Genomic DNA, 26,518 nt, shown 5'->3' with positions numbered 1-26,518 from the left:
GGTAAGGATGAGCGTCATACTGTATGACTTCTGGCGCTCTTCAGCCAGTTACCGCGTGCGCATCGCGCTGAATTTGGCTGGGGTCGCCTATCGCGCGGTTTCTGTCGATCTGGCCAGTGGTGACCAAAAGTCTGACACGCATCTGGCACGTAATCCGCAAGGGTTGGTTCCCGTGCTTGAGATTGACGGCCTGCGGCTGACTCAATCGCTGGCGATCATAGATTATCTGGACAACACGCGGGGGCTGGGTCTGTTGCCCGCTGAACCCGCAGCCCGCGCACAGTCATTGGCCTTGGCACAATCCATCGCGGTGGATCTGCACCCGGTCTGCAACCTTTCGGTCGCGCGCCACGCCACCACGCTGACCCGCGATGCAGGCGATATGCCCGGCGACTGGATGCGCCATTTCATCCGCCCCGGCCTTTTGGCGTTCGAAACCCTTTTGGGCGATTTTGAACAATCCCCCTACTGCACAGGCGCACAGCCCGGTTTGGCCGATCTGTGTCTGATCCCTCAGCTATACAACGCACGTCGCTGGCAGGTCGATCTGACCGGACTACCCCGTATCCTGAGTGTCGACGCTGCCTGCGCAGACCTGCCCGCCTTTGCACAGGCGCACCCGGACCGGCACGAGCCTGACTGACTGCACAGGGTCTGTGTGCGCACGTTAGTAGGAAATAGAACCGCCGCGGCATAAAGTCTTCTCAGCAAGGATGGAGGCCCCTATGCCCGAGATCACCGGCTATCACGCCCATGTCTATTTCGATGCTGATACTCAAACAATCGCGCAACAGCTTTGCCAAGAAGCAGGTCGCCTGTTCCCTGTTGAGATAGGTCGGATGCACGCCAAAAATGTCGGCCCGCATCCGCGGTGGAGTTGCCAATTGGCCTTTGCCCCGGACGCCTTCGATCAGGTCATTCCATGGCTGATGCTGAACCGGCAAGGATTGACCATCTTTACGCATCCCGAAACCGGCCAACATCTTGAGGACCACCGGGATCGCGCCATCTGGATGGGCGAGATGCTGAAGCTGGACCTGTCGATCTTTGACCGAATGGGTGCTTAGCCCAGCGCTTTAGCCTGATCCCGCAGCTTGAACTTTTGGACCTTGCCGGTCGACGTCTTGGGTAGCGGCCCGAACACCACCGTCTTGGGCGCTTTGAAATGGGCCATGTGATCGCGACAGAATGCAATGATGTCTGCGTCACTCGTCTGCGCGCCGGGCTTGAGTTCGACAAATGCACAGGGCGTCTCGCCCCATTTATCATCGGGCCGGGCGACCACGGCAGCCTCCATCACGGCGGGGTGTTTATACAGGATATCTTCCACTTCGACCGACGAAATGTTCTCGCCCCCCGAGATGATGATGTCTTTGGACCGGTCTTTGAGCGCAATATAGCCATCGGGGTGCATCACCCCCAGATCGCCCGAGGCGAACCATCCGCCGTTGAACGCCTTGTCGGTCGCATCTGGGTTCTTGAGGTATCCCTTCATCACGACATTGCCCTGCATGAATATCTCGCCCATGGTCTCGCCATCGGCAGGCACAGGGGCCAGCGTTTCAGGGTCGGCTACCATCAGCCCGGACAAAGCCGTGTACCGCACACCCTGCCGTACCTTCAACGCAGCGCGTTCGTCTGCATCTCTAGTGTTCCACTCGTCTTTCCAAGCGCAGACAACCGAAGGGCCGTATGTCTCGGTCAGCCCATAGACATGGGTGACCTCGATCCCCATCCCTTCCATATTCGCGATAACTGCCGCAGGTGGCGGAGCACCAGCGGTCATCACTTTGATCTGGTGGTCGAAATCCTTGAGGTGATCCGGCGCGTTCGCCAGCATGTTCAGAACGATCGGCGCGCCGCAGAAATGCGTGACCTTTTCATCGCGGAAAGCAGCATAGATCGGCTCGTCCCGCACAGCGCGCAAGCAAACCGAAACCCCCGCATTCGCCGCCATCGCCCACGGAAAACACCAACCGTTGCAGTGAAACATTGGCAAGGTCCACAGATAGACCGAGTGTTTGGGCATATCCCAATCCAACAGATCAGACTGCGCGTTCAGCATCGCACCCCTGTGATGGTACACAACACCCTTGGGATTGCCCGTTGTACCCGACGTATAGTTCAGGGTGATTGCGTTCCATTCGTCATCTGGCAAAGACCACGCGAACTCTGGGTCGCCTTCAGCAAGCAGCGCGTCATAGGTCAGCGCCCCAAGCTTTTCACCGCCCTCAAAGCTGTCATCTTCTATGTCGATCAGCAGTACGTCGTGATCGACCTGTTTCAACGCCTCTTTGACGACGCCCGAGAATTCTGGGTCAACCAGCAGGGCCTTGGACTCTGCGTGATTCAAGATAAACGCGATGATCGGTGCATCCAGTCGCGTGTTGATGGCGTTCAGCACCGCCCCGGACATTGGGACACCGAAATGCGCCTCGTACATTTCGGGGATGTTGGCGGCGATGATCGAGACGGTGTCGCCCTTGCCGATCCCGCGCGCGGCTAAAGCGCCAGCCATTTGGCGGGACCGGGTATATGTCTCGGCCCATGTGTACCGGCGCGCGCCGTAAACAACGGACGGATAGTCGGGATAAATCTGCGCGGTCCGCTCTATGAAACTTAGCGGCGACAAGGGCGTATAATTTGCCCGGTTCCTATCCAGGTGACGCTCATAGATATTGGCTTCGGTCATCGTTTGCCCCTCCCTTATTGCACGGGACTTGATCACAATCCCGCAGGCAAGACAAATTCGTAGAAATACGCGCACAGTCATGGACTGGCGATACGCGATGATGCAATCTGGCCCTATCTACGGATGGCCATTCGCGGTGATCTGAGCCATCAAGAACACACAGGCCGGGACCCAGTTCCCGCACCTTGCGCACCCATACTTTGTGAAAGGACATGTCATGGACGGCACGTTCAACGAAAACGATCTTTCCCGCGTGGTCGAAGCCGACCGCGCCCATATCTGGCACCACCTGATCCAGCACAAACCCTTTGAAACCAATGATCCGCGCATCATTGTCGAAGGCAAAGGCATGCGCGTTTGGGACCAGAACGGCAAGGAACATCTGGATGCCGTATCCGGCGGGGTCTGGACGGTCAACGTGGGCTATGGCCGCGAATCGATCTGCAAGGCGGTCTACGACCAGCTGATGAAGCTGTGTTACTTCGCCAACTCGGCCGGGTCGATTCCGGGCTCGATCTTTGCGGAAAAGCTGATCAGCAAGATGCCGGGGATGAGCCGCGTTTACTATATGAACTCGGGCTCTGAGGCGAATGAGAAAGCCTTTAAGATGGTCCGCCAGATCGCCCACAAGAAATACGGCGGCAAGAAGACCAAGATTCTTTACCGCGATCGCGACTACCACGGCTCAACCCTCGCGGCGATGTCGGCGGGTGGTCAGGATGAGCGTAACGCTCAATACGGCCCCTTCGCGCCGGATTTCGTGCGCGTGCCGCACTGCATGGAATACCGCAAGCACGAGCTGGACGGCGCCCCCGAAGAGAATTTCGGCGAATGGGCTGCTGATCAGATCGAAGAGGTCATCCTCCGCGAAGGCCCCGATACTGTCGGCGCACTGTGCCTCGAACCCGTGACCGCTGGCGGTGGTGTGATTGAGGCCCCCGAAGGCTATTGGCAGCGCGTGCAGGAGATTTGCGACAAGTATGACATCCTGCTGCATATCGACGAAGTTGTCTGTGGCATTGGTCGTACCGGCACATGGTTTGGCTATCAGCAATATGGTGTGAAGCCTGACTTTGTGACCATGGCCAAGGGCGTCGCCTCGGGTTACGCCGCCATCGCTTGCATGGTCACCACCGAGGAAATCTTTGACATGTTCAAAGACAATGCAGACGACCCGATGAACTATTTCCGCGACATCTCTACCTTCGGCGGCTGCACTGCAGGCCCGGCGGCGGCGATCGAGAACATGCGGATCATCGAAGATGAAAACCTGCTGCAAAACTGCACCGACATGGGCGCGCGCATGATGGGTAACCTGCAAGAGCTGATGGAAAAGCACAAAGTCATCGGCGACGTGCGCGGCAAGGGCCTGTTCCTTGGCGCAGAACTGGTTGCGGATCGTTCCACCCGCGAGCCGGTGAACGAAAAGATGGCACAAGCAGTTGTGGCCGACTGCATGGCGCAGGGGGTGATCATCGGTGTGACCAACCGTTCGGTGCCAGGCAAGAACAACACGCTGTGCTTCTCACCCGCGCTGATTGCCACTCCGGACGATATCGACCAGATCACCGACGCGGTGGACGGTGCGCTCGGGCGTGTGTTTGGGTAGACTACTAGTTGATTACAGCCCAGAAACCGGTGCCCATGGCGCCGGTCTTTTGGTCGTAACGAGAAACAACGAGCCAACTATAGCTCTACTGCTCCGTTGCTATAGCTTACGGCCGCTGACGACGAAATGAGTTAGAGAAAAGAAAAACTTTCCTTGCATAGCCAAGGCTCTCTGTTCATCTGCCCAGGCGGCCGCTTCCTCATCAGGTAAAAGCTGCTTGGACTTAGTGAACCTTTCCATCAGGACAATCAACATATTGGCCAGCCCATCTGGCCGGAGTTGAGTATCGCAAACGGTAACGGGAGCTACTCCCTCCACTTCAAAACCAGCATCCGTCAGGATTGGAGGCAAAAGAGCTGGCACTCCTCTCTCAACAAAATGCTCATCCCATGCCCTTACCATCCGCGCCATCCGAGCAGGATCTTCACTGAACCATATCAAACTGTCGAAATGGATATCGCCTATGACGAGCACCCCCCCTGGTTTTAAGCACCGATAGGCTTCGCCCACCGCGGCCGGAATATCGTCCAGGTACTCATACACCTGCACTGATACGGCCTTGTCAACCGAGGCGTCTTTGACGGGAAGGCGTCCGGCTTCGCCTTCAACGATCTTGACCCAATCATAAGTTTGACATCTATTTTCGGCCGAATGCCGCATAGCGTCACTAGGATCAATTCCTATGACATGGCCGGTTCCACCAACTGCCCGAGCTAGCTCTGCCGTTAATAGGCCGTTGCCGCATCCTATGTCCGCTATGGTATCACCGGGGGAAGGCTTTAGCGCATCAAAGGAACCGCGACGTCGACGCGTTACGTCGGCGCCTTCATAGACACTATCCAAAAGACGGGTTGTCTCCTCATCAAACTCAAGCATGTCGCCGACCCCGAAGAAATTAGTTTAACCAGTGGTTCGACATCTAACATTTCCTGACAAATAAGTCTGCCGGCAGAGCAAAGCCAACTTTCAGACAACCGCCGAACAAAAAAGCCGCCCCGAATGGGACGGCCTTTCATTCACTGTCTCTGTATCAGAGGATCAGGCAGCCAGAGCGGCCTGAGCTTTGGCGACGATCGCGCCGAACGCTTCCGGTTCGTGCACGGCCAGGTCGGCCAGAACTTTGCGGTCCACTTCGATACCGGCCAGGTTCAGGCCGTTGATGAAGCGGGAATAGGTCAGAGCCTCGTCATGCGAACGGACAGCAGCGTTGATACGCTGGATCCACAGCGCGCGGAAGTTGCGCTTGCGGTTCTTACGGTCGCGGGTTGCGTACTGGTTGGCCTTGTCGACGGCCTGACGGGCAACCTTGAAGGTGCTCTTGCGGCGGCCATAGTAACCTTTGGCGGCCTTGATGACCTTCTTGTGACGGGCGTGAGTTACGGTTCCACCTTTAACGCGGGACATGTTGGTATCTCCTCTTAGCGGTCGTAGGGCATGTAGCCCTTGACGATCTTGGCGTCGGGGGCGGACAGGGTGGTGTTGCCACGGGCGTCGCGGATGAACTTTTTGGTCCGCTTGATCATGCCGTGCCGTTTGCCGGCCTGGCCAGCAAGGACCTTACCGGTCGCAGTCACCTTAAAGCGCTTCTTGGCGCTCGACTTGGTCTTCATCTTAGGCATTTCCGTCTCCTTCCAGGGTTCGGTTTCAGACGCGACTCGGCATGCCATCTCGGCCGGTCACGCAACAGATGCGCCGTTTACGCAAGTTCGATCATACTGGCAAGGGGGTTTGGACCAGAATCTGCGGATTCTGCAACTGGTCAGGCACCGGGGCGACGCAAACCGCCCCGGTGAAATGATTTAGTGGCCAAATTTGCGGATTTCGCCGCTTTTCAGCCGGGCCGCATAGCTCGCCAGCTCTTCGCGCACGACCTTCATCAGGAAATACAGCGCAAAGACGTTCACAACCGCCATGGCAAAGATCGCCGCGTCCGAGAAATCGATGACCGGACCAAGGTTGGCCGCCGCACCGATCACCACGAAGACACAGAAGATGATCTTGAAGATCAGCTCTTTGGTATGACCCTCGCCAAACAGGTAGGTCCAGGCCTTGAGGCCGTAGTAGGACCAGCTGATCATGGTCGAGAAGGCGAACAGAACCACCGCGATGGCCAACACGAACGGGAACCAGCCAAAGGCGCTGCCAAAGGCCGCCGAGGTCAGACTGACGCCCGAATTGCCGTCAACGGTTGCGATACCGTTGCCCGCTTCGTTCAGCACGTACAGGCCAGTTGCCGGATCAACGATCAGCTGTTGGGTGATGATGATTACCAGCGCTGTCATGGTACAGATCACAACCGTGTCGATGAACGGCTCCAACAGGGACACGAACCCTTCGGTTATCGGCTCGCTGGTTTTCACCGCCGAGTGCGCGATCGCAGCCGAGCCCACGCCCGCTTCGTTCGAGAATGCCGCACGACGGAAGCCCTGAATCAGCGCACCGACCATACCGCCAGCAACGCCGAGGCCGGTGAAGGCGCCTGCGAAAATCTGACCAAAGGCCCACCCGATCTGATCCGCATGCATGATGATAATGACCAGAGCGGCCAGAACATACATGACACCCATAAACGGCACGACTTTTTCGGTCACACGCGCAATGGACTTCAGGCCACCCACGATCACAGCGAATACGATACCCGCAAAGACCAAACCGGTGATCCAGCCGGGATAATCTCCGACGATGCCCGCGATCTGCTGGTGCGCCTGGTTGGCCTGGAACATGTTGCCCCCGCCCAGCGCGCCAAGGATACAGAAGATCGAAAACAGAACCGCCAGGATCTTGCCACCTGGCAGGCCTAGTTCAGCAAAGCCCTTGGACATGTAATACATCGGGCCACCCGACACGGTGCCGTCGTCGTATTCATTTCGGTATTTCACGCCCAGCGTACATTCTGTGAATTTCGAGGCCATGCCCAGAAGGCCCGCCATGATCATCCAGAAAGTCGCGCCCGGCCCGCCGATCCCGATGGCCACGGCCACACCGGCAATGTTGCCCAGACCGACCGTACCTGAAAGCGCAGTCGCCAGCGCCTGAAAGTGGCTGACTTCGCCGGCGTCATTCGGGTCGGAATAATCGCCTTTGACTAGGCTGATCGCGTGCCCAAAGAAACGGAACTGCACAAAGGCGAAATACACTGAAAAGACCGTCGCGGCGACAACCAGCCACCCCACGATCCATGGGAAACCAGTGCCGGGAAACGGCGCGAAGATAAAGCTGACGAACGGGCCGGTAAAATCGGCAAAAGCCTGATTGATCCTGTCGTCCAGACCCGCGGCCTCTTGCGCCATTGCGGGGCTTGCGCCCAGCATCACGGCGGCGGCCAGCGCTGTTTTCTGATAGATACTCATTTTCATCGCTCTCCTCAGTTCACGACAGTGACCGGTACATCGGCATGCATGACCAGATTCTGGGTCGAACTGCCGAACAGCCGTTTCTTGAACCCATCTGCCGATGCTCGCCCGACGATGATCTGGGTGCCGCCATTTTCGACCGTGATCGCGTTCAGCGTTTCGGCCACGTCGCCGTGGCGCACGATGCCCTGGGCCGTGAACCCGCCCGAGGTCAAAGCATCAACCGCAGGCGTAACGATGCGCGAAGTCGCCAATGCAACTTCTTCTTCGCGCCGCTTGTGTCTCTGGGCGTTTTCTTCAGGTGTCTGAAAAGTAAAAGGGGACCATTCGATGACGTAAACCACAAGTAATTCACACGTTCCGATCCGCTCAGCCAAGTCTTTGGCAAAGGCGATCGCGCGCTCTCCGGTTTCTGTCCCGTCCAGTCCGATGACAATCTTGGTTGTCATGACGTTTCTCCAATATTGTTGATTATACCGGGGCCCGTGCCCCCGGGCGGGCAGCCGGAGTCTGGAACGAATTCAATAGACTACCCGTGAAAATCAGTATCCGAGAAAAACAGCGAAAAACAGAGGGGAAACTGCTGATTACCCTCAAATTTCATCTATATATATGTTTTTAAAGTGTATATTTTGCCTATTTATTGAGCAACACAGGGCCTCAACCCGGATCTGTGTTGTAAATCAAACGCTCATCACAGGGCGCGATACGTAGGATATTGGTGGTGCCCGGCACATTAAACGGCACACCAGCAGTCACCACGATCTGATCAGTTTCAGCGGCAAAGCCCCCAGCACGAGCTGCACGGGCTGCATTCACAACCGCGCCCTTGAAACGCTCCAGCTCGGGCGTCATCACACAATGGCACCCCCAGCTCAGGCATAGTCGCCGCGCAGTGCCGGTGGCCGGGGTCATGGCGATAATCGGCACTTCGGGCCTTTCTCGGGCAGTCAGCAAAGCAGTAGTCCCGCTTTGGGTGAAGCAGCAGATCGCCTTGATATCAGTCTTTTCTGCAATCTCGCGCGCAGCGGCAACGATCCCATCGGCGATCGTTGTCCCCTTGGCCGTACGAGACGAGGCAATAATCTGGCCATATGTCGGGTCCGCCTCGACCTCGATGGCGACCTTGTTCATTGTCTGCACGGCTTCGATCGGGTAGGAACCCGCAGCCGACTCGGCACTGAGCATGATAGCATCGGTGCCCTCATAGATCGCGGTTGCCACGTCCGAAACCTCGGCCCGCGTGGGCATTGGACTTTCAATCATGCTTTCCAGCATCTGCGTCGCGACAATCACCGGTTTGGCCGCGCCCCGGCACTTGCGCACCAGACGTTTCTGAATGGGCGGTACTGCTGAAACGGGCAGTTCAACCCCCAGATCGCCACGCGCCACCATGATCCCATCAGACGCATCCAGAATGTCGTCAAATGCCTCGACCGCGGCGGGCTTTTCAATCTTGGACAGGATCGCCGCCCGACCATCGGCCAGCGCGCGCGCCTCAAAAACGTCCTTGGCGCGCTGCACAAAGCTCAGCGCCAGCCAGTCGACACCCAATTGGCAAACAAATTCCAGATCGTCGCGGTCCTTGGCCGACAGGGCCGCCAACGGCAGCACCACATCAGGCACATTCACGCCTTTGCGGTTAGAGATCGTGCCACCCACCTCAACGGTACAATTGGCGAAATCCTGACCGCACTCCTGCACGATCAGGCGGATTTTACCGTCATTGACAAGCAGGCGTGCGCCGGGTTCCAACGCGGCGAAAATCTCGGGATGCGGCAGGCAAACGCGATTGATGTCCCCGGCCTCCGGGTCAAGGTCCAGCCGGAACGCCGCCCCCTCTTCCAAGTCCTCAGAGTCGTTGGCAAAGACGCCGACACGCAGTTTCGGTCCCTGCAAATCGGCCAGAATGGCAATCGGGCTGTCCAGATCCTTTTCAACCTGACGGATAATCCGGTGCCGCTCGCGGATTTCATCATGGCTACCGTGGCTCATGTTCAAGCGGAACACATCGGCCCCGGCCTCGTGCAGGGCTCGGATCATGTCATAGTCATTCGACGCCGGACCCAGCGTCGCCACGATTTTCACATTTCTCAGGCGTCGCATTGTTGGTGCTCTCCTCACGTATTCCCTGGGCGTCGCGCAAATGTTACCGCAAACATTGCTTCAAGCTGCTTATTGCGCAATTCCCTTTTATTAGCAACTGCCCTACACCTGCGACGAACCAGATGACAGGCTTATGACGTATTCTCCGTTTTTTATCCACGGCGCAGATCGCCCTTCGCGTTGGCTGATCACATGTGACCACGCCACCAACACCGTCCCGCATGACATCAACGGCGGAGACCTCGGCCTGCCGCGCGAGGATATGGAGCGTCACATCGCCTATGACGTGGGGGCGTACGAGGTCTCGAAACATCTTGGGGAAATCCTGAACGCGCCTGTAGTGGCGGCCAATTTCTCGCGTCTGGTGATCGACCCGAACCGGGGCGAGGATGACCCGACCCTGCTGATGAAGCTGTATGATGGGTCGATCATCCCCGGCAATCGTCACGCCGACGCGACCGAGCGGGAACGGCGACTGAACATGTGTTATCGCCCCTATCACAATGCTTTGGCCGAGCTGGCGGCCTTACCCCATGCGGTGATCGTGTCCATGCACTCCTTTACCCGACAGCTGCGGGGGCGCGACCCCCGCCCGTGGCATGTGGGCGTTTTGCACACCCCGGACGAGCGTTTTGCGCGCCCGCTGATCACCCGGTTGCAGGCAGAAGACGACCTGTGCGTCGGCGTAAACGAACCCTATACCGGTGTCCTGCCCGGAGATGCCATCGACAAGCACTGCACCGCCTTTGGTCGCCCCAATGCCCTGATCGAGCTGCGCAATGATCTGATCGCCGATCACGCTGGACAACGGGCTTGGGCGGAACGTTTGGCAGTTGTGCTGCAGGACGCACTGGATACCAGCGACCTTTGACCACACCTCATTGTGAGGATACCACCTGATCCCCATATATTCGTCGAAAGGGGATCGCCATGACCCAGGAATTCGCAACCTCTGTGTTTGGTTGGATGGCCGCGCTGAACATCGCAGTGCTGTTGTTCACAACATTAATGGTCCTACTGCTGCAGGAGCAGATTGCGGGCATTCACAGCAAGTTATTCCAGATGGAGCGGTCGGAAGTGAAACGAGCGTATTTCCGGTATCTGGCCAACTACAAGATCCTTACATTGATCTTTTTCATCGTACCTTGGCTGGCCTTGAAACTGGCCTGACATCCTGTTTGTTGAAACATCGCCTCCGGACCGCTAGGTCAAGGACAACGATACTGTCATCCGGAGTCAGCGCATGGACAAGCAAACCGAAATCGAACTTCAGGCCGCAGCCTTCCGCCGGTTGCAAAAGCACCTGATGGAAGACCGCACCGACGTGCAGAACATCGACATGATGAATCTGGCCGGGTTCTGCCGCAACTGCTTGTCGCGCTGGTATCAGGAAGCGGCGAATGAAAAGGGCATCGAGATGGGCAAGGACGAAGCCCGTCAAATTTTCTACGGCATGACCATGGATGAGTGGAAAGCCAATTATCAGACCGAAGCCAGCCCCGAAAAACAGGCCGCCTTCGAGGTCGCCTTTGACGAAAACGTCACCAAAAAAGGTTGAACGCTGAAATCAAAAAGGCCCGCCGGTTTGGCGAGCCTTTTGCTTAGATCGCCGCCTTGCGGCTTTCATCCAGATAAATCTCACGCAGACGCTTGGCAATCGGCCCTGGCGTGCCATCGCCTAGTGCGACGCCGTCAATCTCGACTACCGGCATGACAAAGGCGCTGGCCGAGGTGGTGAACGCTTCATCCGCCTCTTTCGCCTCATCGATCGTAAACAGGCGTTCTTCGACTTCCATCTGCGCCTCGGCAGCCATACGCAACACGGCCTTGCGGGTGATCCCATGCAAGATGTCGTTGGACAGCGGGCGGGTCACGATCTTGCCGTCCTTTACGAAATAGGCGTTGTTACTGGTGCCTTCGGTGACATAGCCATCCTCAATCATCCACGCATCATCGCATCCGGCGGCCTTGGCCATCATCTTGCCCATCGACGGGTACAGCAACTGCACTGTCTTGATATCACGGCGGCCCCAGCGAATGTCATCAATCGAGATGATCTTAGCGCCCTTCTGCGCGGCCGGGCTGTCGGCCAATCCCGGCTTGTTCTGGGAGAACAGAACCAGCGTCGGCTTGGTATCGGCCGCAGGGAACACGAAATCCCGGTCCCCGTCGCTGCCACGCGAGACCTGCAGGTAGATCAGACCTTCTTCGATCCCGTTCAGCTCGACCAGTTTGCGGTGAATAGCCAGGAGTTCATCCTTACTGCATGGCTCGGCCATCTGCAGCTCGTCCAGAGAGCGTTTCAGGCGCACGGCGTGGCCTTCGAAATCGATCAGCTTGCCGTCCAGCACGCTGGTCACCTCATAAACGGCGTCGGCCATCAGGAAACCACGGTCAAAGATCGAGACCTTGGCCTCGGTCTCGGGCAGGTACTCTCCGTTCACGTAAACGGTGCGGGTCATGTCACTCTCCTCAGCCCCAGAGCGCCGCTTTTGGCGGATGCACTCCGGCGTCATCAAAAATAAGCGGGTTGGTGCGGTCTTCGGCCAGAAGAAGCGGGCCGTCAAGGTCCGTTACCATCGCACCCTGCGCCAACAAGGTCGCAGGGGCCATCGCAAGCGAGCTGCCAACCATGCAACCGACCATGACCTTATAGCCCTCGGCCAGCGCCTGCTGCCGCAGCGCCAGAGCCTCGGTCAGACCGCCGGTTTTGTCGAGCTTAATGTTGACCACATCATATTTGCCCTTGAGGCCGGGCAAGCTGCTGCGATCATGACAGGACTCGTCGGCGCACACGGGCACCGGACGCTCCATTCCGATCAGCGCGTCATCTTCACCGGCAGGCAAGGGTTGCTCGACCAGAGCCACACCCAAACGCACCAGATGCGGGGCAAGGTCGGCATAAACAGCGGCCGACCAACCCTCATTCGCGTCGACGATGATCCGCGCGTTCGGCGCGCCCGCGCGAACGGCTTCAAGCCGGGGCATGTCATCCGGTGTGCCCAGCTTGATCTTGAGAAGCGGACGATGCGCGTTGGCGGCTGCTTGCGCCTGCATCGCCTCGGGCGTGTCCAGCGACAGAGTATATGCGGTGATCTCGGGGCCAGGCACTGGCAAACCGGCCAAGTCCCACGCCCGTTTGCCCGCACGCTTGCATTCCAGATCCCACAGCGCGCAGTCCACAGCGTTTCGAGCCGCCCCAGCGGGCAGCAGGTCCATAAGCGATTGCCGGGTGAAATCCGCAGGCAATCCCGCGATCTCGGCCTCGACCGACTCGAGCGTTTCATCATAGCGCGCATAGGGCACACATTCGCCCCAGCCCTGATGCACCCCGTCCGAGATCCGAACGGTCAGCACCTTGGCCTCGGTCCGCGACCCGCGCGAGATGGTGAACACCTGCGCCAACCGAAACACATCCCGCGAAACGTCTATCCGCATCACAAATCTTTCCCCTGCAGAGTGACCAAGATTTTTCGACGAAAAATTTTGGTCCGACCGTGTTACAGCGCCGCCAGCGCGTCAACCAGCTTACCCGCACCAAAGCGGTACGGGTCGGTTGCGGGCAAGCCCATCTCGGCCTCGACCTCGGCGATATAGGCATGCGCCTCGTCTTCGCTCAGGTTCTGGGTGTTAATCGACACACCGACAACCTGACAGGCCGGGTTGGCGATCCGCGCCAGCGGCAGCGCCGCGTCACGCAGATCCGGCAGCGACGGCAGGGAATATTCGGGCAGGCCGCGCATATGCGTCCGTGTGGGTTCGTGACACAGGATCAGCGCATCGGGCTGACCGCCGTGGATCAGCGCCATGGTCACACCGGAATAGGACACATGATACAGTGACCCCTGCCCTTCGATGTGATCCCAGTGATCGGCGTCATTTTCGGGCGTCAGGTATTCGACCGCCCCGGCCATGAAATCGGCCACGACCGCGTCGAGCGGAACCCCTTGCCCGGTGATCAGAATGCCCGTCTGCCCCGTGGCGCGGAAAGTGGATTTCATGCCCCGCTTGCGCATCTCGGCGTCCATCGACATGGCGGTATACATCTTACCCGCCGAACAATCGGTCCCCACGGCCAGACACCGCTTGCCGCTGCGCTTTTTACCATTGGCAATCGGATAGCCAACAGTCGGCACACGCACGTCGTGCAACGTGCAGCCATGGGTTTGCGCCGCGGCCACCAGATCGCCCTCATCGCGCAACAGGTTATGTAGGCCAGAGGCCAGATCAAACCCCATCTCGAGCGCCTCGATCAGCACTTTCTTCCACGCCGCACTGATCACGCCGCCCCGGTTGGCAACGCCAATGACCAGCGTTTTCGCCCCAGCAGCTTTGGCCTCGGCCAGAGTCAGGTCGGTCATGCCCAGATCGGCCTTGCAACCCTCCATCCGGTACTGGCCCACGGCGTTCTCGGGACGCCAGTCCCGGATGCCGATGGCGACTTTTGCGGCCAACTGGTCGGGCGCATCGCCCAAAAACAACAGATACGGTGTCTCGATCATTGCGGTGCACTCCTTTGATTCCGACGCAGGCTAGTGGAGCCGGCAGGCGAGAGTTTCGCGAATTCCTTGGGCAACATGAGGCCGGTTGGGAAATTTTTGCACAACTACCCTAAATTCCGCAAAAATCTTTCATGTTCTCAAACCGATTAAACTTTAACCACCGGGGACGCAGCGTATTTTGGTGAATGCTGCGAATGCAATGCCGCATCTGCACAAAGGCGCTTGCGCAGGCTTGCGCAATTTAATACCCAATGAGGCAAGAAAATCGTAATTTCCTTACTCGCACGAGGTCCAGATGAGCTTTCGCCTTCAACCCGCCGCCCCTGCCCGCCCTAACCGCTGTCAGCTGTTTGGCCCCGGATCGAACACCAAGCTGTTCCCGAAAATGGCGGCCTCGGCGGCCGATGTGATCAATCTGGACCTTGAGGATTCCGTCGCCCCCACCGACAAGGACGTGGCCCGTGCCAATGTGATCGAGGCGCTGAACACAATCGACTGGGGCGGCAAATACATGTCCGTCCGCATCAACAGCCTCGACACGCCCTACTGGTATCGCGACGTGGTTGATCTGCTGGAACAGGCCGGCGACCGTCTGGACCAAATCATGATACCCAAGGTGGGTTGTGCGGAGGACGTCTATGCCGTTGACGCGCTGGTCACGGCGATCGAGCGCGCCAAGGGCCGCACCAAGCCGATCAGCTTTGAAGTCATCATCGAATCCGCCGCTGGTATCGCCCATGTCGAAGCCATCGCGGCCTCCTCCCCGCGTCTGCAGGCCATGAGCCTTGGGGCAGCAGACTTTGCGGCCTCGATGGGGATGCAAACCACCGGCATCGGTGGCACGCAGGAAAACTATTACATGCTGCGCGAGGGCGAAAAGCACTGGTCCGATCCGTGGCATTGGGCGCAAGCCGCCATCGTCGCCGCCTGCCGCACCCATGGCGTGCTGCCGGTTGACGGCCCGTTCGGCGATTTCTCGGATGATGAGGGGTATATCGCACAGGCCAAGCGCTCGGCCACGCTGGGTATGGTGGGCAAATGGGCGATTCACCCTAAGCAGATCGCGCTGGCCAATCAGGTCTTCACCCCGTCGGACGAAGCGGTGTCCGAGGCGCGCGAGATCCTGGCGGCAATGGAACAGGCCAAGGCCAATGGCGAAGGCGCAACCGTCTACAAAGGGCGTTTGGTCGATATCGCCTCGATCAAACAGGCCGAGGTGATCGTGGCACAGGCCGAACTGATCGCCGCCAACGGTTAACGAAGCAAGGCGCCCCCCGGGGCGCCTTTTTCTTTACCGACCGAAGACGTCGTTGGGCGTCCATGTAAAACGCTCGCCCTTTTTGCCCGATTTCATCATCAGGCAGGATGTGCCATATTTCTGAAAATATGTGATCTTCAGCGGATACCACCCGGCTTGTGGCACTTCGACCTCGGTTCTCTGATTGGCTTCGCAGCCTTGCCGCCCATTGACATAGCCGATCTGCTGCCCCCCGACCCAAGCGTCGATACCGTCATTCGACCAAGTCTCAAGCTCATAGACACCGGGTGAGTCGAACTTGATATACCCAGTGACTTCGGCTGCGACGTTGAACGCCTCGTTGAATGTCAAAACCGGATCGCCTTCGGTCGTATCACGATAATCCAAGCCACGCAGTGGTTTACCTGACTTGGCTTTCTTCAGAAGAAAACCAACTTTGGCCAAGTTTTGAATTTTGCGAGGAGGGTTCCCTTCCCATGCGTATTTCACATCCAATCCGGGTTTGGGATTGGGTTGCGGGTTTGCCGGTTGCAGTTTCAAGGGTGCAGCCAACGCACCCCCGGCGAAAATCGCCAAGGCAGCGGCAAGTGCTCCGGTTCGAACGAGGTTCATGGTCTTCTCCCTGATACGGTCCCTTTGAGGTTATTCCCCATTTCGGTGGGACATTTGTTCAACACTAGGACGTCGGAAATTACCCGGCAAGAGAGTTAACAATCACATTTTCGCAGTCATCCGCGCATATCTTTGGGAGAACCCATCACCACGTATGACGTGATCGAGGTGACATGCGGCAGTGTTCCCAAAACGTCGGTGTGGAATGTTTTGTAGGCGGGCAGATCTTGGCACTCTACGCGCAACAGGTACTCGATCGTTCCGGTGATGTTGTGGCATTCAACCACCTCGGGCGCGTTTTGCAATGCGCGTTCGAACCCTTCCTGCGCCGCTTTTGTATGCTCGCCAAGCCCCACACCGATATAGGCCACAAAGCCCACCCCTAACGCCGCAGGGTTCAATACTGCGCGGTAACCTGAAATTACGCCTGAGCGCTCCAGCTCCTGCACCCGGCGCAAACAAGCCGAGGGGGACAGACCCACACGGTCGGCCAATTCCAGGTTGCTGATACGGCCATCTCGGGTCAATTCACGCAATATATGTTGGTTTTTTTGATCTATCTTCGACATTTGTTGCTAAAAATAAAGACACACGCACAATTTTGCAATTTCATTTGCCGTTTTCTGGGCAATGCTGCGCGCCATGACCTATGACTTGCTTCTGGCCCTGATCACCTTTGCCTTTGTCTCTTCAATTACACCGGGACCGAACAACCTGATGCTGATGGCCTCGGGCGCAAATTTCGGGTTCCGCCGGTCAATCCCTCATATGCTTGGCATCGGGCTGGGTTTCACCTTCATGGTTGTTTTAGTTGGACTGGGTCTGGCGGCTGTCTTCGACCAATACCCAACCAGTTACACGGTGCTGAAAATCGCATCCGTAATCTATCTGCTATTCCTGGCCTGGAAAATCGCCAATGCCGCACCTTCAGGTCAAGCGGCCGAGGCTGGAACGCCCATGACGTTTCTGCAAGCTGCCGCATTTCAATGGGTCAATCCAAAAGCGTGGGCCATGGCCCTGACAGCGACCACGGCCTATTCACCGGGCCGTACGCCCGAGGCCATTTTGATCGTGGCGCTGATCTTTGGCGCCGTCAATCTGCCATCGGTCAGCACATGGACGGTACTTGGGCAGCAAATGGCGCGAGTCCTCACGAACCCGCGCCGTTTGTTGGTTTTCAATTGGACCATGGCCACGCTGCTGGTTGCGTCGCTCTATCCGGTCCTTTGGCCTGCTTGATTTACTTGAGCGGCAGGCAGATTTCCGTCAGCAGTTCATCGGGCGGCGTATCGCGTGGGTCGTTGAGGTAAATCTCATAGCAGGGTTGATCCGCAGGCTCTTCGCCTGAGTCCGGCAGCCAATTGCCGAACAGGCTGTGATAGGCGGCATGAATACCGGAATACGGACCTTTGTAGCGCAAGACAGCGGTCTTACCGCCGGGGATACTGAGGTCTTCCATCCCGTCCGGGGCCGCGTCTCCACGATATTCCGCGCCTGCGTAGCTGCGCAGGTCCTGCTCGGGCACCTCGTCGGGGCTGTCAAGGTAAAGACCAATGACCGGGCCTAATTGAGGCCAAAGCTTGCGGGATTCGCACAACGCGCCGAAAGTTTCAAAACTCCTGCCGATCTCGGCATAGTTGCCGCGGTGCTTCAACGCGACAATCCGGCGGGCAGGTTCAGTACGGGTTTCAACGGGGTGCATCGGGTAGTCTCCTATTTTGAAATGTGGATGTGCTGGCAGGAACAGACCGGCCTTGCGAAAGGCGGCAGGGCTGGTGCCATAGGCGTCAGAGAACGCCCGCGCGAAGGAGTTCAGGTTCGGATAGCCCACGTCGTTGGCCACTTGCGCAACCGGCACGTCGGTCTGCACCAACCGGCTGGCGGCACGGTGCAAACGGATCCGGCGCACTGCCTGCGCACAGGTTTCGCCCGTTATTGCCCGAAACACACGGTGCCAGTGAAATCTCGACATCGCCGCCACATCCGCAAGTGCATCCAATGACAGATCCCCTGCGGGGTTGTCGTGGATATATTCAAGCACACGCAGGATGCGGGTTTCATAGCTGTTTGCCATCCGGTTTCGTCCTTCTTCCTTGCCCCCTCACACAAACATATTGCCGATCCACAAATCTTGCTGAGTTGCATCCCAGGCGACGTCAGGTCATATAGCAGGGAACTTCCGCGTTGAGAGGCGTCATGACCCAGTATCTGGATTTCGAAAAACCGCTGGCCGAGATCGAAGGCAAGGCCGAGGAACTGCGCGCGCTGGCCCGCGCCAACGAAGAAATGGACGTGGCCGAAGAAGCCGCCGCGCTGGATGCCAAGGCCGCCAAGCTGCTGGATGAGTTGTATGGCGATCTGACCCCGTGGCGCAAATGCCAGGTGGCGCGGCACCCCATGCGCCCTCATTGTCAGGACTATGTCAAAGAGCTGTTTACCGAATTCACCCCTCTGGCCGGCGACCGCAATTTTGCCGACGATCTCGCGGTGATCGGCGGGTTGGCGCGGTTCAACGATCAGCCCGTGATGGTGATCGGCCACGAAAAAGGATCAGACACCAAATCGCGGATCGAACGCAATTTCGGCATGGCCCGCCCAGAAGGCTATCGCAAAGCCGTTCGCCTGATGGAAATGGCGGGGCGTTTTGGCCTGCCGGTGATCACCCTGATCGACACGGCCGGGGCCTATCCCGGCAAAGGGGCCGAGGAACGCGGCCAGTCCGAAGCCATCGCGCGGTCAACCGAGATGTGCCTAAAGATCGGTGTGCCGCTGGTTTCCGTGATCATCGGAGAAGGAGGTTCGGGCGGTGCGGTTGCGTTCGCGACGGCTAACCGTGTCGCGATGCTGGAACATTCGGTCTACTCGGTGATCTCGCCCGAGGGCTGTGCCTCGATCCTGTGGAAAGATGCCGAAAAGATGCGCGAGGCCGCCGAGGCGTTGCGCCTGACCGCCCAAGACCTATACAAACTTGGCGTCTGCGACCGGATCATTACCGAGCCCAAGGGCGGGGCCCATCGCGATCCCTCGGCCACTGTTGATTCGGTGCGTGCAGCGATTGCCTCGATGCTGCAAGAGCTCGACGGCAAAGACCCGGCAGCCCTGATACGCGACCGCCGCCAGAAATTCCTGGATATCGGCTCGAAAGGTCTGGCAGCCTAAAGCGCCTAGCCGCCCAACCTGCGCAACAGCGCGACCGAGGGCTCTCCGGTCACCGGAAGGCCATTGGCGCTCTGATAGCCGCTGATGGCGGATTTAGTGTTGTTACCAATCACCCCATCCGCGCCTTGCGTGTCGTAACCCGCAGCGGTCAGACGGCGCTGAAGCTCTTTGCGGTCCTCCAGCGTCAGCCCGGTCGCATTCGGCCCGAACGAGGCCTGAAACGGCGCGCCCCCCGCGATCCGATCTGACAGGTGTCCGACGCCAATCGCGTAGCTATCCGAGTTGTTGTACCGCTTGATCACCTGAAAATTGCGGAACACGGCAATGCGCGGCCCCGGCACCTGCGGCTGCAGCACCGCGACGGGTGTACCGGAAACCGTGCCGACCTCGCCCCCCCAGGGCTGCCCACGCTTCCATCCCGAACGGGCCAGATAGGCCGCTGTCGACGCGAGCGAATCTGAGGGGTCCTCGGACCAGATGTCACGCCTGCCGTCGCCGGTATGATCCACTGCAAAGGCCAGATACGAGGTCGGGATGAACTGAGTATGCCCCATTGCACCGGCCCAACTGCCGGTCATCTTGTCCGGCGTCGTATCCCCCGCCTGAATGATCTGAAGCGCCGCGATCAGCTGTTTTTCAAAAAACGCACCGCGTCGCCCGTCATAGGCCAATGTGGATGTTGCCGAAACCACCGGCACATCCCCGCGCCGCGCGCCATATCGGCTCTCTAACCCCCAGACAGCGACGACAACCTCTTTGTCGACACCATATTGCGCCTCGATCTGCGACAGAGTTGCGGCGTGCCGAACCATCATCTGCTGGCCTGTCTCGATCCGCTCATCCGAGGCTGCGATAGCCAGATAATCCTCGAGCGAACGCTTGAACTCGACCTGATTGCGGTCACGTTCGATAACTCCGGGCAAATAGCCTGCCCCCTGGAACGCACGGTTTAGGGTTGTTTGCGAAATCCCCTGCGATGCGGCGCGTGTTTTGAAACCGGCTACCCAGGCGTCCCACCCGGCATTCGGAACCGGCCGCATCCGCGATGCAGGAGCTGTGGTTTGCGTGCCACCTGAACAGGCGGCCAAGAGGGTCGATCCAAGACCGACAGAAAATACCCGACGATTGATCATGATTGAAATCTGCTCTTGTTGTGGTTTGGGATCAGAGTAACCCAGACCACCCGTCCAAGCCAGAACTGCTGTAGCGAAACAAACGTACGCGGCAATGTCGGCAAATCGCCGCTTAAGTTACCAGCATCCGCAGACCCTGCGTCACGTCCGAACGCACCGCCAGACGCAAACCGGGTTCATCCCCGGCCTTGAGCGCGGCGATGATCAGTTTGTGATAATGCGGGGGTTCTGTACGCCGCAGCCGCCCATAAAGCGCCCGCATGGTCGGCCCAAGTTGCAGCCACACAGTCTCGGCCATCGCCAGCATCGCTGGAGCCTGCGCCCTTAGGTACAAAGTGCGGTGAAATTCGAGATTTGTGCGGATATAGCCGACGGCATCGCGCTTGGTAACCATCTCGGCAACGGTCATGTTGATGCTCTGCAATCGGTCGATCAGGGCCATGTGCGCGCGCGGCAGGGCCCGGCTGGCAAGCTCGACCTCTAGCAGCGCGCGCAGAGCAGCAAGTTCCTCGATACGGTCATTGGTCAACTCTGGTGTCGACACCCGTCCGGATGAGGACAGGAACAAGGCACCTTCGGCCGCAAGACGCCGCACAGCTTCGCGTGCGGGCGTCATGGACACCCCGAATTCTTTACCGATCCCACGCAGGGTCAACGCATGACCCGGAGCGATTTCCCCATGCATGATCCGCGCACGCAGGGTCCGATACACCCTGTCATGCGTAGCTGTCTGCGAGTCGGAAGAACGCGTGTTTAACATTTGACCATGTGATCACAAATTGATTTGGGGTCAACTCACAGGAGCGTCAAATCTGTACTGATGCAACTGCGCCCCGTTGTCGCGCAACCAACGCCGCTGTTCACGGTAGTCACCAAATATCCGCTCAACCTGATCCCAGAACGCTCGGGAATGGTTCATCTCGACCAGATGGGCCACTTCATGTGCAGCGACATAGTGCAGAATTTCAGACGGCGCGAGGATCAGCCGCCATGAAAACATCAAACCACCAGCCGAGCTGCATGACCCCCAGCGCGACCGCGTATCGCGAATAGTCAGGCCAGAGTAACTGCGCCCCAACATCGCCGCGTAGTCATCGCAGGCACCGGTCAACCGGTCGCGAGCGAGCTCTTTCAGAAACCGGGCCAAACGCTTTGCCTCGGCACCCTCGGGCACGGCGATTTCGTCGCCTCTGAGAAGCACGCGCCGACCTTCTGCTGGGACGATTCGCCGTTCGGTTCCTTCGATTGGTAACATCTGACCAAATTGCACCACCGCAGGATCCGGACGATCTTGCAGATGTTGGCGTATCCAGTCTGCCTTGAGATGCGCAAAATTCAACGCCTCAGACTCGGGCACACCATCGGGGTAAGTTAGTGTAACACGTCCATCCAATTGGGAAATCCGCAGGCTGATCCGCCTGGCACGCGCTGATTTGCGCAGTGTCAGCCGCACACGGGGTGTGCCGGGCAGTGCGTGCTCTCCCATTGGTTATGTTCTCCTGTGCAAAGGCTTTGACAGTGCCCGCTGCATGTGGCACGTGACCTGAATCGTTATTACGACTCACCTGATATCAAGGGGATTTCACATGCCCAAGGAAGAATGGGGCGTTAAGCGCATTTGCCCAACAACCGGCAAGCGGTTTTACGACCTGAACAAGGACCCGATCGTCAGCCCCTATACCGGCGAGATCGTTGAGCTGGACACCGGCAAAAGCCGGATGATTGCGGCTGACGCGGAAGATGCGGCCTCGGCCAAAGCGCGCGAGAATGCGTCGAACGAGGATATTGTTCTGGACGATGACGACAATGTCGACGTCGATCTGGACGATGACCTGCTGGATGATGATGACGACAACAATGATGACGTCTCTCTGGACGACATCAAAGACATGTCGTCTGAAGACGAAAACTAATACCGTTCAGAGGCGGCCCAGAGCCGCCTCGAACCTTCCCAGACGATGAGCGGAAAGATTTTGCCAGAATTCATTTTTGGACTTGCACTCGCTGCCGCCGTCTCATAAACGTCCGTCCACTGCTTCGGCAGTCCCTAGATGGGGCCTTAGCTCAGTTGGGAGAGCGCTTGCATGGCATGCAAGAGGTCAGGGGTTCGACTCCCCTAGGCTCCACCAAATCCCCATGATATGCTTTGAACTCAATAACTTCATGGTTTTCAATGGTTTCTCCAAGGGTCTGTTACATTGAGGTGTTACAGTGAGGAACCTTGAGAAGATGTCTGGACACCCCCGTCTGTACCGCCGTGGATCAACCTATTATCACCGTGCAGCCGTCCCGAAGGACATTGCTGAATCGTACGGTAAGGTCGAAGAAACCTTCTCTCTACGCACCAAAAACAGGGCTGAGGCTCTCGTTAGGGTTCGTATAGAAGCAGCCCGCATTGACCGCCTGTTTGAGGAACACGGGAGAGCGCTGAGCAGGCAACAGGAGAAGGACGCAGAGGAGCCTCTGGAAGAACTCACCCCCATCCAGATAGCCCGGGCAAAGCAAGCCTACCTGCATCATCTCTTGGATGAGGACGAAGAGGCTCGGTTGGAAGGCTTCGAGGACCCAGAAGATCCAGACGAACACATCGCCTATGAACCACGCCCAACCTTTGAGGAATGGAAACAGGTCAATCAAGACATGAACGAGGTCAACCGAGCCAACCTCGCTCGAGGCAAACGCGATGAGTTCTTCCGGTCAGAGGCCGTGGAGATTCTCACGTGGGAAGGCATTGACCTGAAACTGGCCGAAGGTTCCCCAAGTTGGCCAAGGTTGATCCGGGCGCTCCAAGAGGCATCTGTGGAAGCCCATGAGACGACGAAGGATAGAGACCTTGGCAATCCAGTTGCTACCCCGCCCTACCCCGAGGTTACTCCAAGCGAAACTGACGGTGGCACGGCGGGTCCTCTCCTGTCTGACGCAGTAACGAGTTGGGAAGCCGAGAAGTCACGAGGCGCATGGTCACCCAAAGTACGCGATGATCATTTGGCTTGGATGGCCGCGCTCAAGGAGATCGCAGGCGACAAGGCCCTCTACCAACAGGGGCGGGGCGGTTGACGCTCAGTGAACTCGAAGCATGGGCAAAACGGGTGAAGAGAGGAACCAAGGCCGATGCTCAGGATCAAGAGAGCCGACACCTACCTGCGAACAACGATGTTCGCTACGTTGCCCCGCGAGAAAACCACGGGCCTATTCGTCAGGTACACCCATCATCCAGCCGATCCGCAAATTGATGCGTCGATCATCGTTGTCGAACATGCAAGGACCGGATGCTTCGGGATCGGTTGGCACTATCTGGTACTTGTTGACGGAACGGTCGAGGTATGTCGCCACCCCCTGACGTGTGGCGCAGTCGGTCGAGAAAACTTCACAAGAAGTCATATCCAGATTGGCGTGGTCGGTGGACGGGATCGTGAGACAGGTAAGTTCTCCGAGACGTTGACACCTGCTCAGCGTGACGCGCTGGAATGCCTCTATCAGAAACTCGCGGATACACTTGGTGTCCCTCTCGAGATCGATGAGAGCCTCGAGAAGTTCACCCTCGTGCAATATGACCAGTCCGAAGCTGCCGAAGCTGAACTCGAAGAACGCCTCGACCGCAACGAGACACTTTCAATAGGCCCTCATTAAATCCCTCGTTTCCCGGCGAAACGTACAATCACCCATTCCCACAGAAAATCAGAAAATTGTGGTTGAGAAAATCTGTTCCCTCAAGGGGTTACAGGAGGCGTTCTCATGTCCTCAGCTTTCGCACCATCCCTGCAATCAAGGAACCTAGCAAATGTCCTTAGAGACACTCCCTGCATCCGCCAAGAAGGCGACCCAATACTTCATCGACAACAGCAAGCTCCGCAAAGGTAAACGCCGAGATGCGTTGACCAACCAGATCGCACAAGCCAAGCGACCCATGGTTCACGCCAAGAAACTCCTGGACACCTTCGGCAAACCCAAGCCCGCATCCCTGACAACTAAAGAATTTGAGCGTTTGTTCCTTGAACACGTCGCCAAGTCCGGCATACCTGATCCCACTATCCTGCCGATGATCAAGAAGGCTAAGCTCCGCGCTCGAGATGAAGACCTGACGCTGGATCAAGCCAAACACGTTCTCAGAATCGCTGGCCGCGCCTTCAATGGCCGCTGCCAAGATGAGATTGATCAGAGCCGGGACGTTGCTCGGCTTTCTCTGGGCCTAGCCCCCTACGTCAAACCCGAGATCGCCGCCCGGAAACCTGAGGTTCATCCCTCACCCAACATGGCTGAGAAGAGCGTTGCTGCTGCCATTAGCTACAACGAAGACACTGCATCGGAAGCAGACCGCCGGTTATACGCGAAGGCTATCGCGGAGAATACCCGAGGTGAACTCACGGTTCACCGGGTAGACCAGATCGCTCGGCTTATTGGAGTTCGATGATGTCGAACTTCGCAACCCAACCTCTGCTTCCTGTATCAATCACCAAATCCAAAGGACTCAACATGACATCCAAACCCAAAACCACACCGCAACCGCTGAGTGACGATAGTCAAAGCTGGCAGCGTACATTGGCCATTCTCGCGGGTATCCGGCAAGTGCGCCAAGAGATGCGCGAAGAGGCAGACCAGATCACAGCCGCATATCCCAACCAAATGATTGTTCCGGGTCGTGGCGAACGTGCCGACATCGTGTCCGTCCTGGATGAGGGTTACGCGTCGATGGTCAATGACCTCCGCCGGATTGCCATAAGTTGCGGGCTTACTATGCCGGAGGACTTGAGGTGAGGCGCACCACGGTCCAAGAACATCCACGCATCAGGCTAACACGCATGCTGGAAACTCTCGGCAGTGCCGTCTTCAAAGTTGGTAACGCGAAGCTGACGGGCGGCACCCACGTTCTTCAGCAGCCCTTCGGTCTAGTTTTCACAAGCGGTGATTGCGGATGGACCTTTGATCTCTCCGAGGCCCGTGCGTTCCAAGCTGACGATGCCCCGATGTTTGGGGCAGCAATCGTCCCATTGAGTGAAGCTCGTCAAATCATCGTCACTGTCCTCAACCAGCAACGCGCAGAAGTCGAGCAGACACTCATCGCGCAAAGCCAAGGGTACACCAACCAATGATCTTGGAGTGACCCCCAAGGACCCTACACAACTCGACCGCAAACCCACCACGGTAGCACCTGCGTTGAACTCAGCGTTTACTGCAGGTCGCCTGGTGAAGTGTCCGCAGCTTGAGACCTCGGCGAAGAACAGAACGGAGACGTGTTTCCTTTCATAGCCCAAGCCGACTGGGTCGTTGATATCCCCCTAGAAAGGTTGAAAAGGGTGCCATCTCGGCGCAATCATTAGGTTGATGAAATGTGTTTGCTTATTTTTTTGTGCTTTCGCTTTTCCTGCCGTCGCGGCGGAGGTCTCTGTGGTTGATGGTGACACTCTTGAGATCGGAGAGGTTACATACAGGATCAACGGAATAGATGCTCCGGAGTTCGGACAGAAGTGTAATTCCTCCGCGGGAACGTGGCCTTGTGGAAAGGCAGCGGTGAAGGCGATGGCTGACCTTGTGGAGGGTCGATCGGTGCGATGCGAACCTTTATCGACCGACCGTTATGGGAGGATTATCGCCACGTGCTACTCAGATGGACAGGACGTAGGCGCTGAGATGGTCAGTCAGGGTTATGCTTGGGCGTACGTCAGGTTTTCCGAGGTTTATGTCCCAGAAGAAACCGAGGCACGATCCCGGTCACTGGGGATTTGGCAAGGTGAAACACAGCCTGCTTGGGAGTATCGCGCTGCCAAATGGAAAGAGGCATCAAAAGATGCGCCAGAGGGCTGCCCGATAAAGGGAAACATCTCGCAGAACGGTATGATCTATCATCCGCCTTGGTCTCCTTGGTATTCCCGAACCAAGATCAACGAAGAGAAAGGTGAGCGTTGGTTTTGCGATGAAGAAGAGGCCCTCGCAGCGGGCTGGCGAGCGCCGAAATGGCGGTAGGTACAATCGCTAGTTGGAAAGCGGTCATTCAGGAGAATTCGCTTAAAGTCCGCTGAGAGCCCAAAGCGGACAGCAAGGTGAATTTCGTTCAGCGGCCTCGCAAGCCGAACGCAAAGCGGAGTTCGGTTGTGCT

General features: G+C 57.7%; 32 protein-coding genes and 1 tRNA gene. 17 read left to right on the top strand and 16 right to left on the bottom strand.

What is annotated here, in order from left to right; translation table 11 throughout:
- The first annotated feature begins 7 nt into the window (after window positions 1–7).
- Together maiA and AC2FF7_RS16370 are read left to right on the top strand one after the other, a co-directional pair.
- Window positions 8–643, top strand: coding sequence for a maleylacetoacetate isomerase (gene maiA / locus AC2FF7_RS16375; protein WP_480868106.1), 636 nt, complete (start codon window positions 8–10; stop codon window positions 641–643).
- A gap of 82 nt (window positions 644–725) precedes the next feature.
- Window positions 726–1,067: a DOPA 4,5-dioxygenase family protein gene (locus AC2FF7_RS16370; RefSeq protein ID WP_480868108.1), complete on the top strand. Its 342-nt coding sequence runs from the start codon at window positions 726–728 to the stop codon at window positions 1,065–1,067.
- On the opposite strand, the gene AC2FF7_RS16365 is transcribed toward AC2FF7_RS16370, so the two are convergent.
- The gene (locus tag AC2FF7_RS16365) at window positions 1,064–2,692 is read right to left on the bottom strand and encodes an acyl-CoA synthetase (protein WP_170724724.1); all 1,629 of its coding nucleotides are present in this window, start codon (window positions 2,690–2,692) and stop codon (window positions 1,064–1,066) included. The two genes, AC2FF7_RS16370 and AC2FF7_RS16365, sit on opposite strands and share 4 nt — an antisense overlap.
- A 217-nt stretch (window positions 2,693–2,909) precedes the next feature.
- Between AC2FF7_RS16365 and AC2FF7_RS16360 the strand changes: the two genes are divergently transcribed.
- On the top strand, window positions 2,910–4,301 hold the full coding sequence (locus AC2FF7_RS16360) for an aminotransferase family protein (protein WP_170754961.1): 1,392 nt from the start codon (window positions 2,910–2,912) through the stop codon (window positions 4,299–4,301).
- 99 nt (window positions 4,302–4,400) lie between these two features.
- Here the strand turns inward: AC2FF7_RS16360 and AC2FF7_RS16355 are convergent, their stop codons facing one another.
- The 6 genes from AC2FF7_RS16355 to pyk all read right to left on the bottom strand — a co-directional run bounded on the left by AC2FF7_RS16355 (window position 4,401) and on the right by pyk (window position 9,760).
- Entirely contained in the window at window positions 4,401–5,177 is a 777-nt protein-coding gene (locus AC2FF7_RS16355) for a methyltransferase domain-containing protein (protein ID WP_170754959.1), read from the bottom strand.
- A gap of 162 nt (window positions 5,178–5,339) precedes the next feature.
- On the bottom strand, window positions 5,340–5,705 hold the full coding sequence (gene rplT, locus AC2FF7_RS16350) for a 50S ribosomal protein L20 (RefSeq protein WP_008756009.1): 366 nt from the start codon (window positions 5,703–5,705) through the stop codon (window positions 5,340–5,342).
- Between the two features lie 14 nt (window positions 5,706–5,719).
- Window positions 5,720–5,920 carry a 50S ribosomal protein L35 gene (gene rpmI, locus AC2FF7_RS16345; protein ID WP_010443552.1) on the bottom strand — a complete coding sequence of 67 codons (201 nt, stop codon included), beginning with the start codon at window positions 5,918–5,920 and terminating at the stop codon, window positions 5,720–5,722.
- Between the two features lie 180 nt (window positions 5,921–6,100).
- A complete protein-coding gene (locus tag AC2FF7_RS16340) occupies window positions 6,101–7,651 on the bottom strand; it encodes an alanine/glycine:cation symporter family protein (RefSeq protein ID WP_170754957.1) in 1,551 nt (516 codons plus the stop codon).
- Window positions 7,652–7,665: 14 nt separating this feature from the next.
- Window positions 7,666–8,103 carry a universal stress protein gene (locus tag AC2FF7_RS16335; protein ID WP_170356081.1) on the bottom strand — a complete coding sequence of 146 codons (438 nt, stop codon included), beginning with the start codon at window positions 8,101–8,103 and terminating at the stop codon, window positions 7,666–7,668.
- 211 nt (window positions 8,104–8,314) lie between these two features.
- Window positions 8,315–9,760: a pyruvate kinase gene (gene pyk, locus AC2FF7_RS16330; protein WP_496905962.1), complete on the bottom strand. Its 1,446-nt coding sequence runs from the start codon at window positions 9,758–9,760 to the stop codon at window positions 8,315–8,317.
- A gap of 133 nt (window positions 9,761–9,893) precedes the next feature.
- Between pyk and AC2FF7_RS16325 the strand changes: the two genes are divergently transcribed.
- From AC2FF7_RS16325 to AC2FF7_RS16315, 3 genes are all read left to right on the top strand, one after another.
- Window positions 9,894–10,631, top strand: coding sequence for an N-formylglutamate amidohydrolase (locus AC2FF7_RS16325; RefSeq protein ID WP_496905961.1), 738 nt, complete (start codon window positions 9,894–9,896; stop codon window positions 10,629–10,631).
- 59 nt (window positions 10,632–10,690) lie between these two features.
- Window positions 10,691–10,930, top strand: coding sequence for a DUF6868 family protein (locus AC2FF7_RS16320; RefSeq protein WP_480868118.1), 240 nt, complete (start codon window positions 10,691–10,693; stop codon window positions 10,928–10,930).
- Window positions 10,931–11,003: 73 nt separating this feature from the next.
- Complete coding sequence (locus AC2FF7_RS16315) at window positions 11,004–11,318, top strand: DUF1244 domain-containing protein (RefSeq protein ID WP_170754950.1); 315 nt, start codon at window positions 11,004–11,006, stop codon at window positions 11,316–11,318.
- 43 nt (window positions 11,319–11,361) lie between these two features.
- Here AC2FF7_RS16315 and AC2FF7_RS16310 read toward each other — a convergent pair whose 3' ends face one another.
- From AC2FF7_RS16310 to dgcN, 3 genes are all read right to left on the bottom strand, one after another.
- A complete protein-coding gene (locus AC2FF7_RS16310; protein ID WP_480868120.1) occupies window positions 11,362–12,222 on the bottom strand; it encodes a D-amino-acid transaminase in 861 nt (286 codons plus the stop codon).
- A gap of 10 nt (window positions 12,223–12,232) precedes the next feature.
- A complete protein-coding gene (gene dgcA, locus AC2FF7_RS16305) occupies window positions 12,233–13,198 on the bottom strand; it encodes an N-acetyl-D-Glu racemase DgcA (RefSeq protein WP_480868122.1) in 966 nt (321 codons plus the stop codon).
- A 62-nt stretch (window positions 13,199–13,260) separates the two neighbouring features.
- Entirely contained in the window at window positions 13,261–14,262 is a 1,002-nt protein-coding gene (gene dgcN / locus AC2FF7_RS16300) for an N-acetyltransferase DgcN (RefSeq protein WP_480868124.1), read from the bottom strand.
- A 295-nt stretch (window positions 14,263–14,557) separates the two neighbouring features.
- Between dgcN and AC2FF7_RS16295 the strand changes: the two genes are divergently transcribed.
- Window positions 14,558–15,520, top strand: a complete 963-nt coding sequence (locus AC2FF7_RS16295; protein ID WP_170754941.1) for an L-malyl-CoA/beta-methylmalyl-CoA lyase — start codon at window positions 14,558–14,560, stop codon at window positions 15,518–15,520.
- A 33-nt stretch (window positions 15,521–15,553) separates the two neighbouring features.
- Here AC2FF7_RS16295 and AC2FF7_RS16290 read toward each other — a convergent pair whose 3' ends face one another.
- Together AC2FF7_RS16290 and AC2FF7_RS16285 are read right to left on the bottom strand one after the other, a co-directional pair.
- Window positions 15,554–16,132: a PA14 domain-containing protein gene (locus tag AC2FF7_RS16290; protein ID WP_170754939.1), complete on the bottom strand. Its 579-nt coding sequence runs from the start codon at window positions 16,130–16,132 to the stop codon at window positions 15,554–15,556.
- Between the two features lie 116 nt (window positions 16,133–16,248).
- Entirely contained in the window at window positions 16,249–16,701 is a 453-nt protein-coding gene (locus tag AC2FF7_RS16285; RefSeq protein WP_496905960.1) for an Lrp/AsnC family transcriptional regulator, read from the bottom strand.
- A 73-nt stretch (window positions 16,702–16,774) separates the two neighbouring features.
- On the opposite strand from AC2FF7_RS16285, the gene AC2FF7_RS16280 reads away from it, so the two are divergent.
- Window positions 16,775–17,371 (top strand): LysE family translocator, encoded by a 597-nt coding sequence (locus AC2FF7_RS16280; RefSeq protein ID WP_496848260.1) that lies wholly within the window; start codon window positions 16,775–16,777, stop codon window positions 17,369–17,371.
- Between the two features lies 1 nt (window position 17,372).
- Here the strand turns inward: AC2FF7_RS16280 and AC2FF7_RS16275 are convergent, their stop codons facing one another.
- A complete protein-coding gene (locus AC2FF7_RS16275; protein WP_496905959.1) occupies window positions 17,373–18,206 on the bottom strand; it encodes an AraC family transcriptional regulator in 834 nt (277 codons plus the stop codon).
- Between the two features lie 122 nt (window positions 18,207–18,328).
- Here AC2FF7_RS16275 and AC2FF7_RS16270 point away from each other — a divergent pair, with 122 nt between their 5' ends.
- On the top strand, window positions 18,329–19,291 hold the full coding sequence (locus AC2FF7_RS16270; RefSeq protein WP_480868132.1) for an acetyl-CoA carboxylase carboxyltransferase subunit alpha: 963 nt from the start codon (window positions 18,329–18,331) through the stop codon (window positions 19,289–19,291).
- 5 nt (window positions 19,292–19,296) lie between these two features.
- Here the strand turns inward: AC2FF7_RS16270 and AC2FF7_RS16265 are convergent, their stop codons facing one another.
- The 3 genes from AC2FF7_RS16265 to AC2FF7_RS16255 form a co-directional block, all read right to left on the bottom strand.
- Window positions 19,297–20,424 carry a lytic murein transglycosylase gene (locus AC2FF7_RS16265; protein ID WP_496905958.1) on the bottom strand — a complete coding sequence of 376 codons (1,128 nt, stop codon included), beginning with the start codon at window positions 20,422–20,424 and terminating at the stop codon, window positions 19,297–19,299.
- Window positions 20,425–20,536: 112 nt separating this feature from the next.
- Window positions 20,537–21,184, bottom strand: coding sequence for a GntR family transcriptional regulator (locus AC2FF7_RS16260; RefSeq protein ID WP_170356067.1), 648 nt, complete (start codon window positions 21,182–21,184; stop codon window positions 20,537–20,539).
- Between the two features lie 30 nt (window positions 21,185–21,214).
- On the bottom strand, window positions 21,215–21,910 hold the full coding sequence (locus AC2FF7_RS16255) for a M48 family metallopeptidase (RefSeq protein ID WP_496848259.1): 696 nt from the start codon (window positions 21,908–21,910) through the stop codon (window positions 21,215–21,217).
- A gap of 100 nt (window positions 21,911–22,010) precedes the next feature.
- Between AC2FF7_RS16255 and AC2FF7_RS16250 the strand changes: the two genes are divergently transcribed.
- From AC2FF7_RS16250 to AC2FF7_RS16215, 8 genes are all read left to right on the top strand, one after another.
- Window positions 22,011–22,337 (top strand): TIGR02300 family protein, encoded by a 327-nt coding sequence (locus tag AC2FF7_RS16250; protein WP_496905957.1) that lies wholly within the window; start codon window positions 22,011–22,013, stop codon window positions 22,335–22,337.
- 140 nt (window positions 22,338–22,477) lie between these two features.
- A tRNA-Ala gene (locus tag AC2FF7_RS16245) sits at window positions 22,478–22,553 on the top strand.
- Window positions 22,554–22,653: 100 nt separating this feature from the next.
- The gene (locus AC2FF7_RS16240; protein WP_496905956.1) at window positions 22,654–23,481 is read left to right on the top strand and encodes a DUF6538 domain-containing protein; all 828 of its coding nucleotides are present in this window, start codon (window positions 22,654–22,656) and stop codon (window positions 23,479–23,481) included.
- A 54-nt stretch (window positions 23,482–23,535) separates the two neighbouring features.
- Window positions 23,536–24,054: a peptidoglycan recognition protein family protein gene (locus AC2FF7_RS16235; RefSeq protein ID WP_496905955.1), complete on the top strand. Its 519-nt coding sequence runs from the start codon at window positions 23,536–23,538 to the stop codon at window positions 24,052–24,054.
- A 151-nt stretch (window positions 24,055–24,205) separates the two neighbouring features.
- Window positions 24,206–24,835 carry a hypothetical protein gene (locus tag AC2FF7_RS16230; protein ID WP_496905954.1) on the top strand — a complete coding sequence of 210 codons (630 nt, stop codon included), beginning with the start codon at window positions 24,206–24,208 and terminating at the stop codon, window positions 24,833–24,835.
- 62 nt (window positions 24,836–24,897) lie between these two features.
- Window positions 24,898–25,179 carry a hypothetical protein gene (locus tag AC2FF7_RS16225; protein WP_496905953.1) on the top strand — a complete coding sequence of 94 codons (282 nt, stop codon included), beginning with the start codon at window positions 24,898–24,900 and terminating at the stop codon, window positions 25,177–25,179.
- 44 nt (window positions 25,180–25,223) lie between these two features.
- Entirely contained in the window at window positions 25,224–25,514 is a 291-nt protein-coding gene (locus tag AC2FF7_RS16220; RefSeq protein WP_496905952.1) for a hypothetical protein, read from the top strand.
- Window positions 25,515–25,746: 232 nt separating this feature from the next.
- Entirely contained in the window at window positions 25,747–26,385 is a 639-nt protein-coding gene (locus tag AC2FF7_RS16215) for a thermonuclease family protein (protein WP_496905951.1), read from the top strand.
- Window positions 26,386–26,518: the final 133 nt, after the last annotated feature.

This window comes from Ruegeria sp. YTSC325, from assembly GCF_059609525.1.
This window is presented reverse-complemented; position numbering and strand designations above follow the sequence as displayed.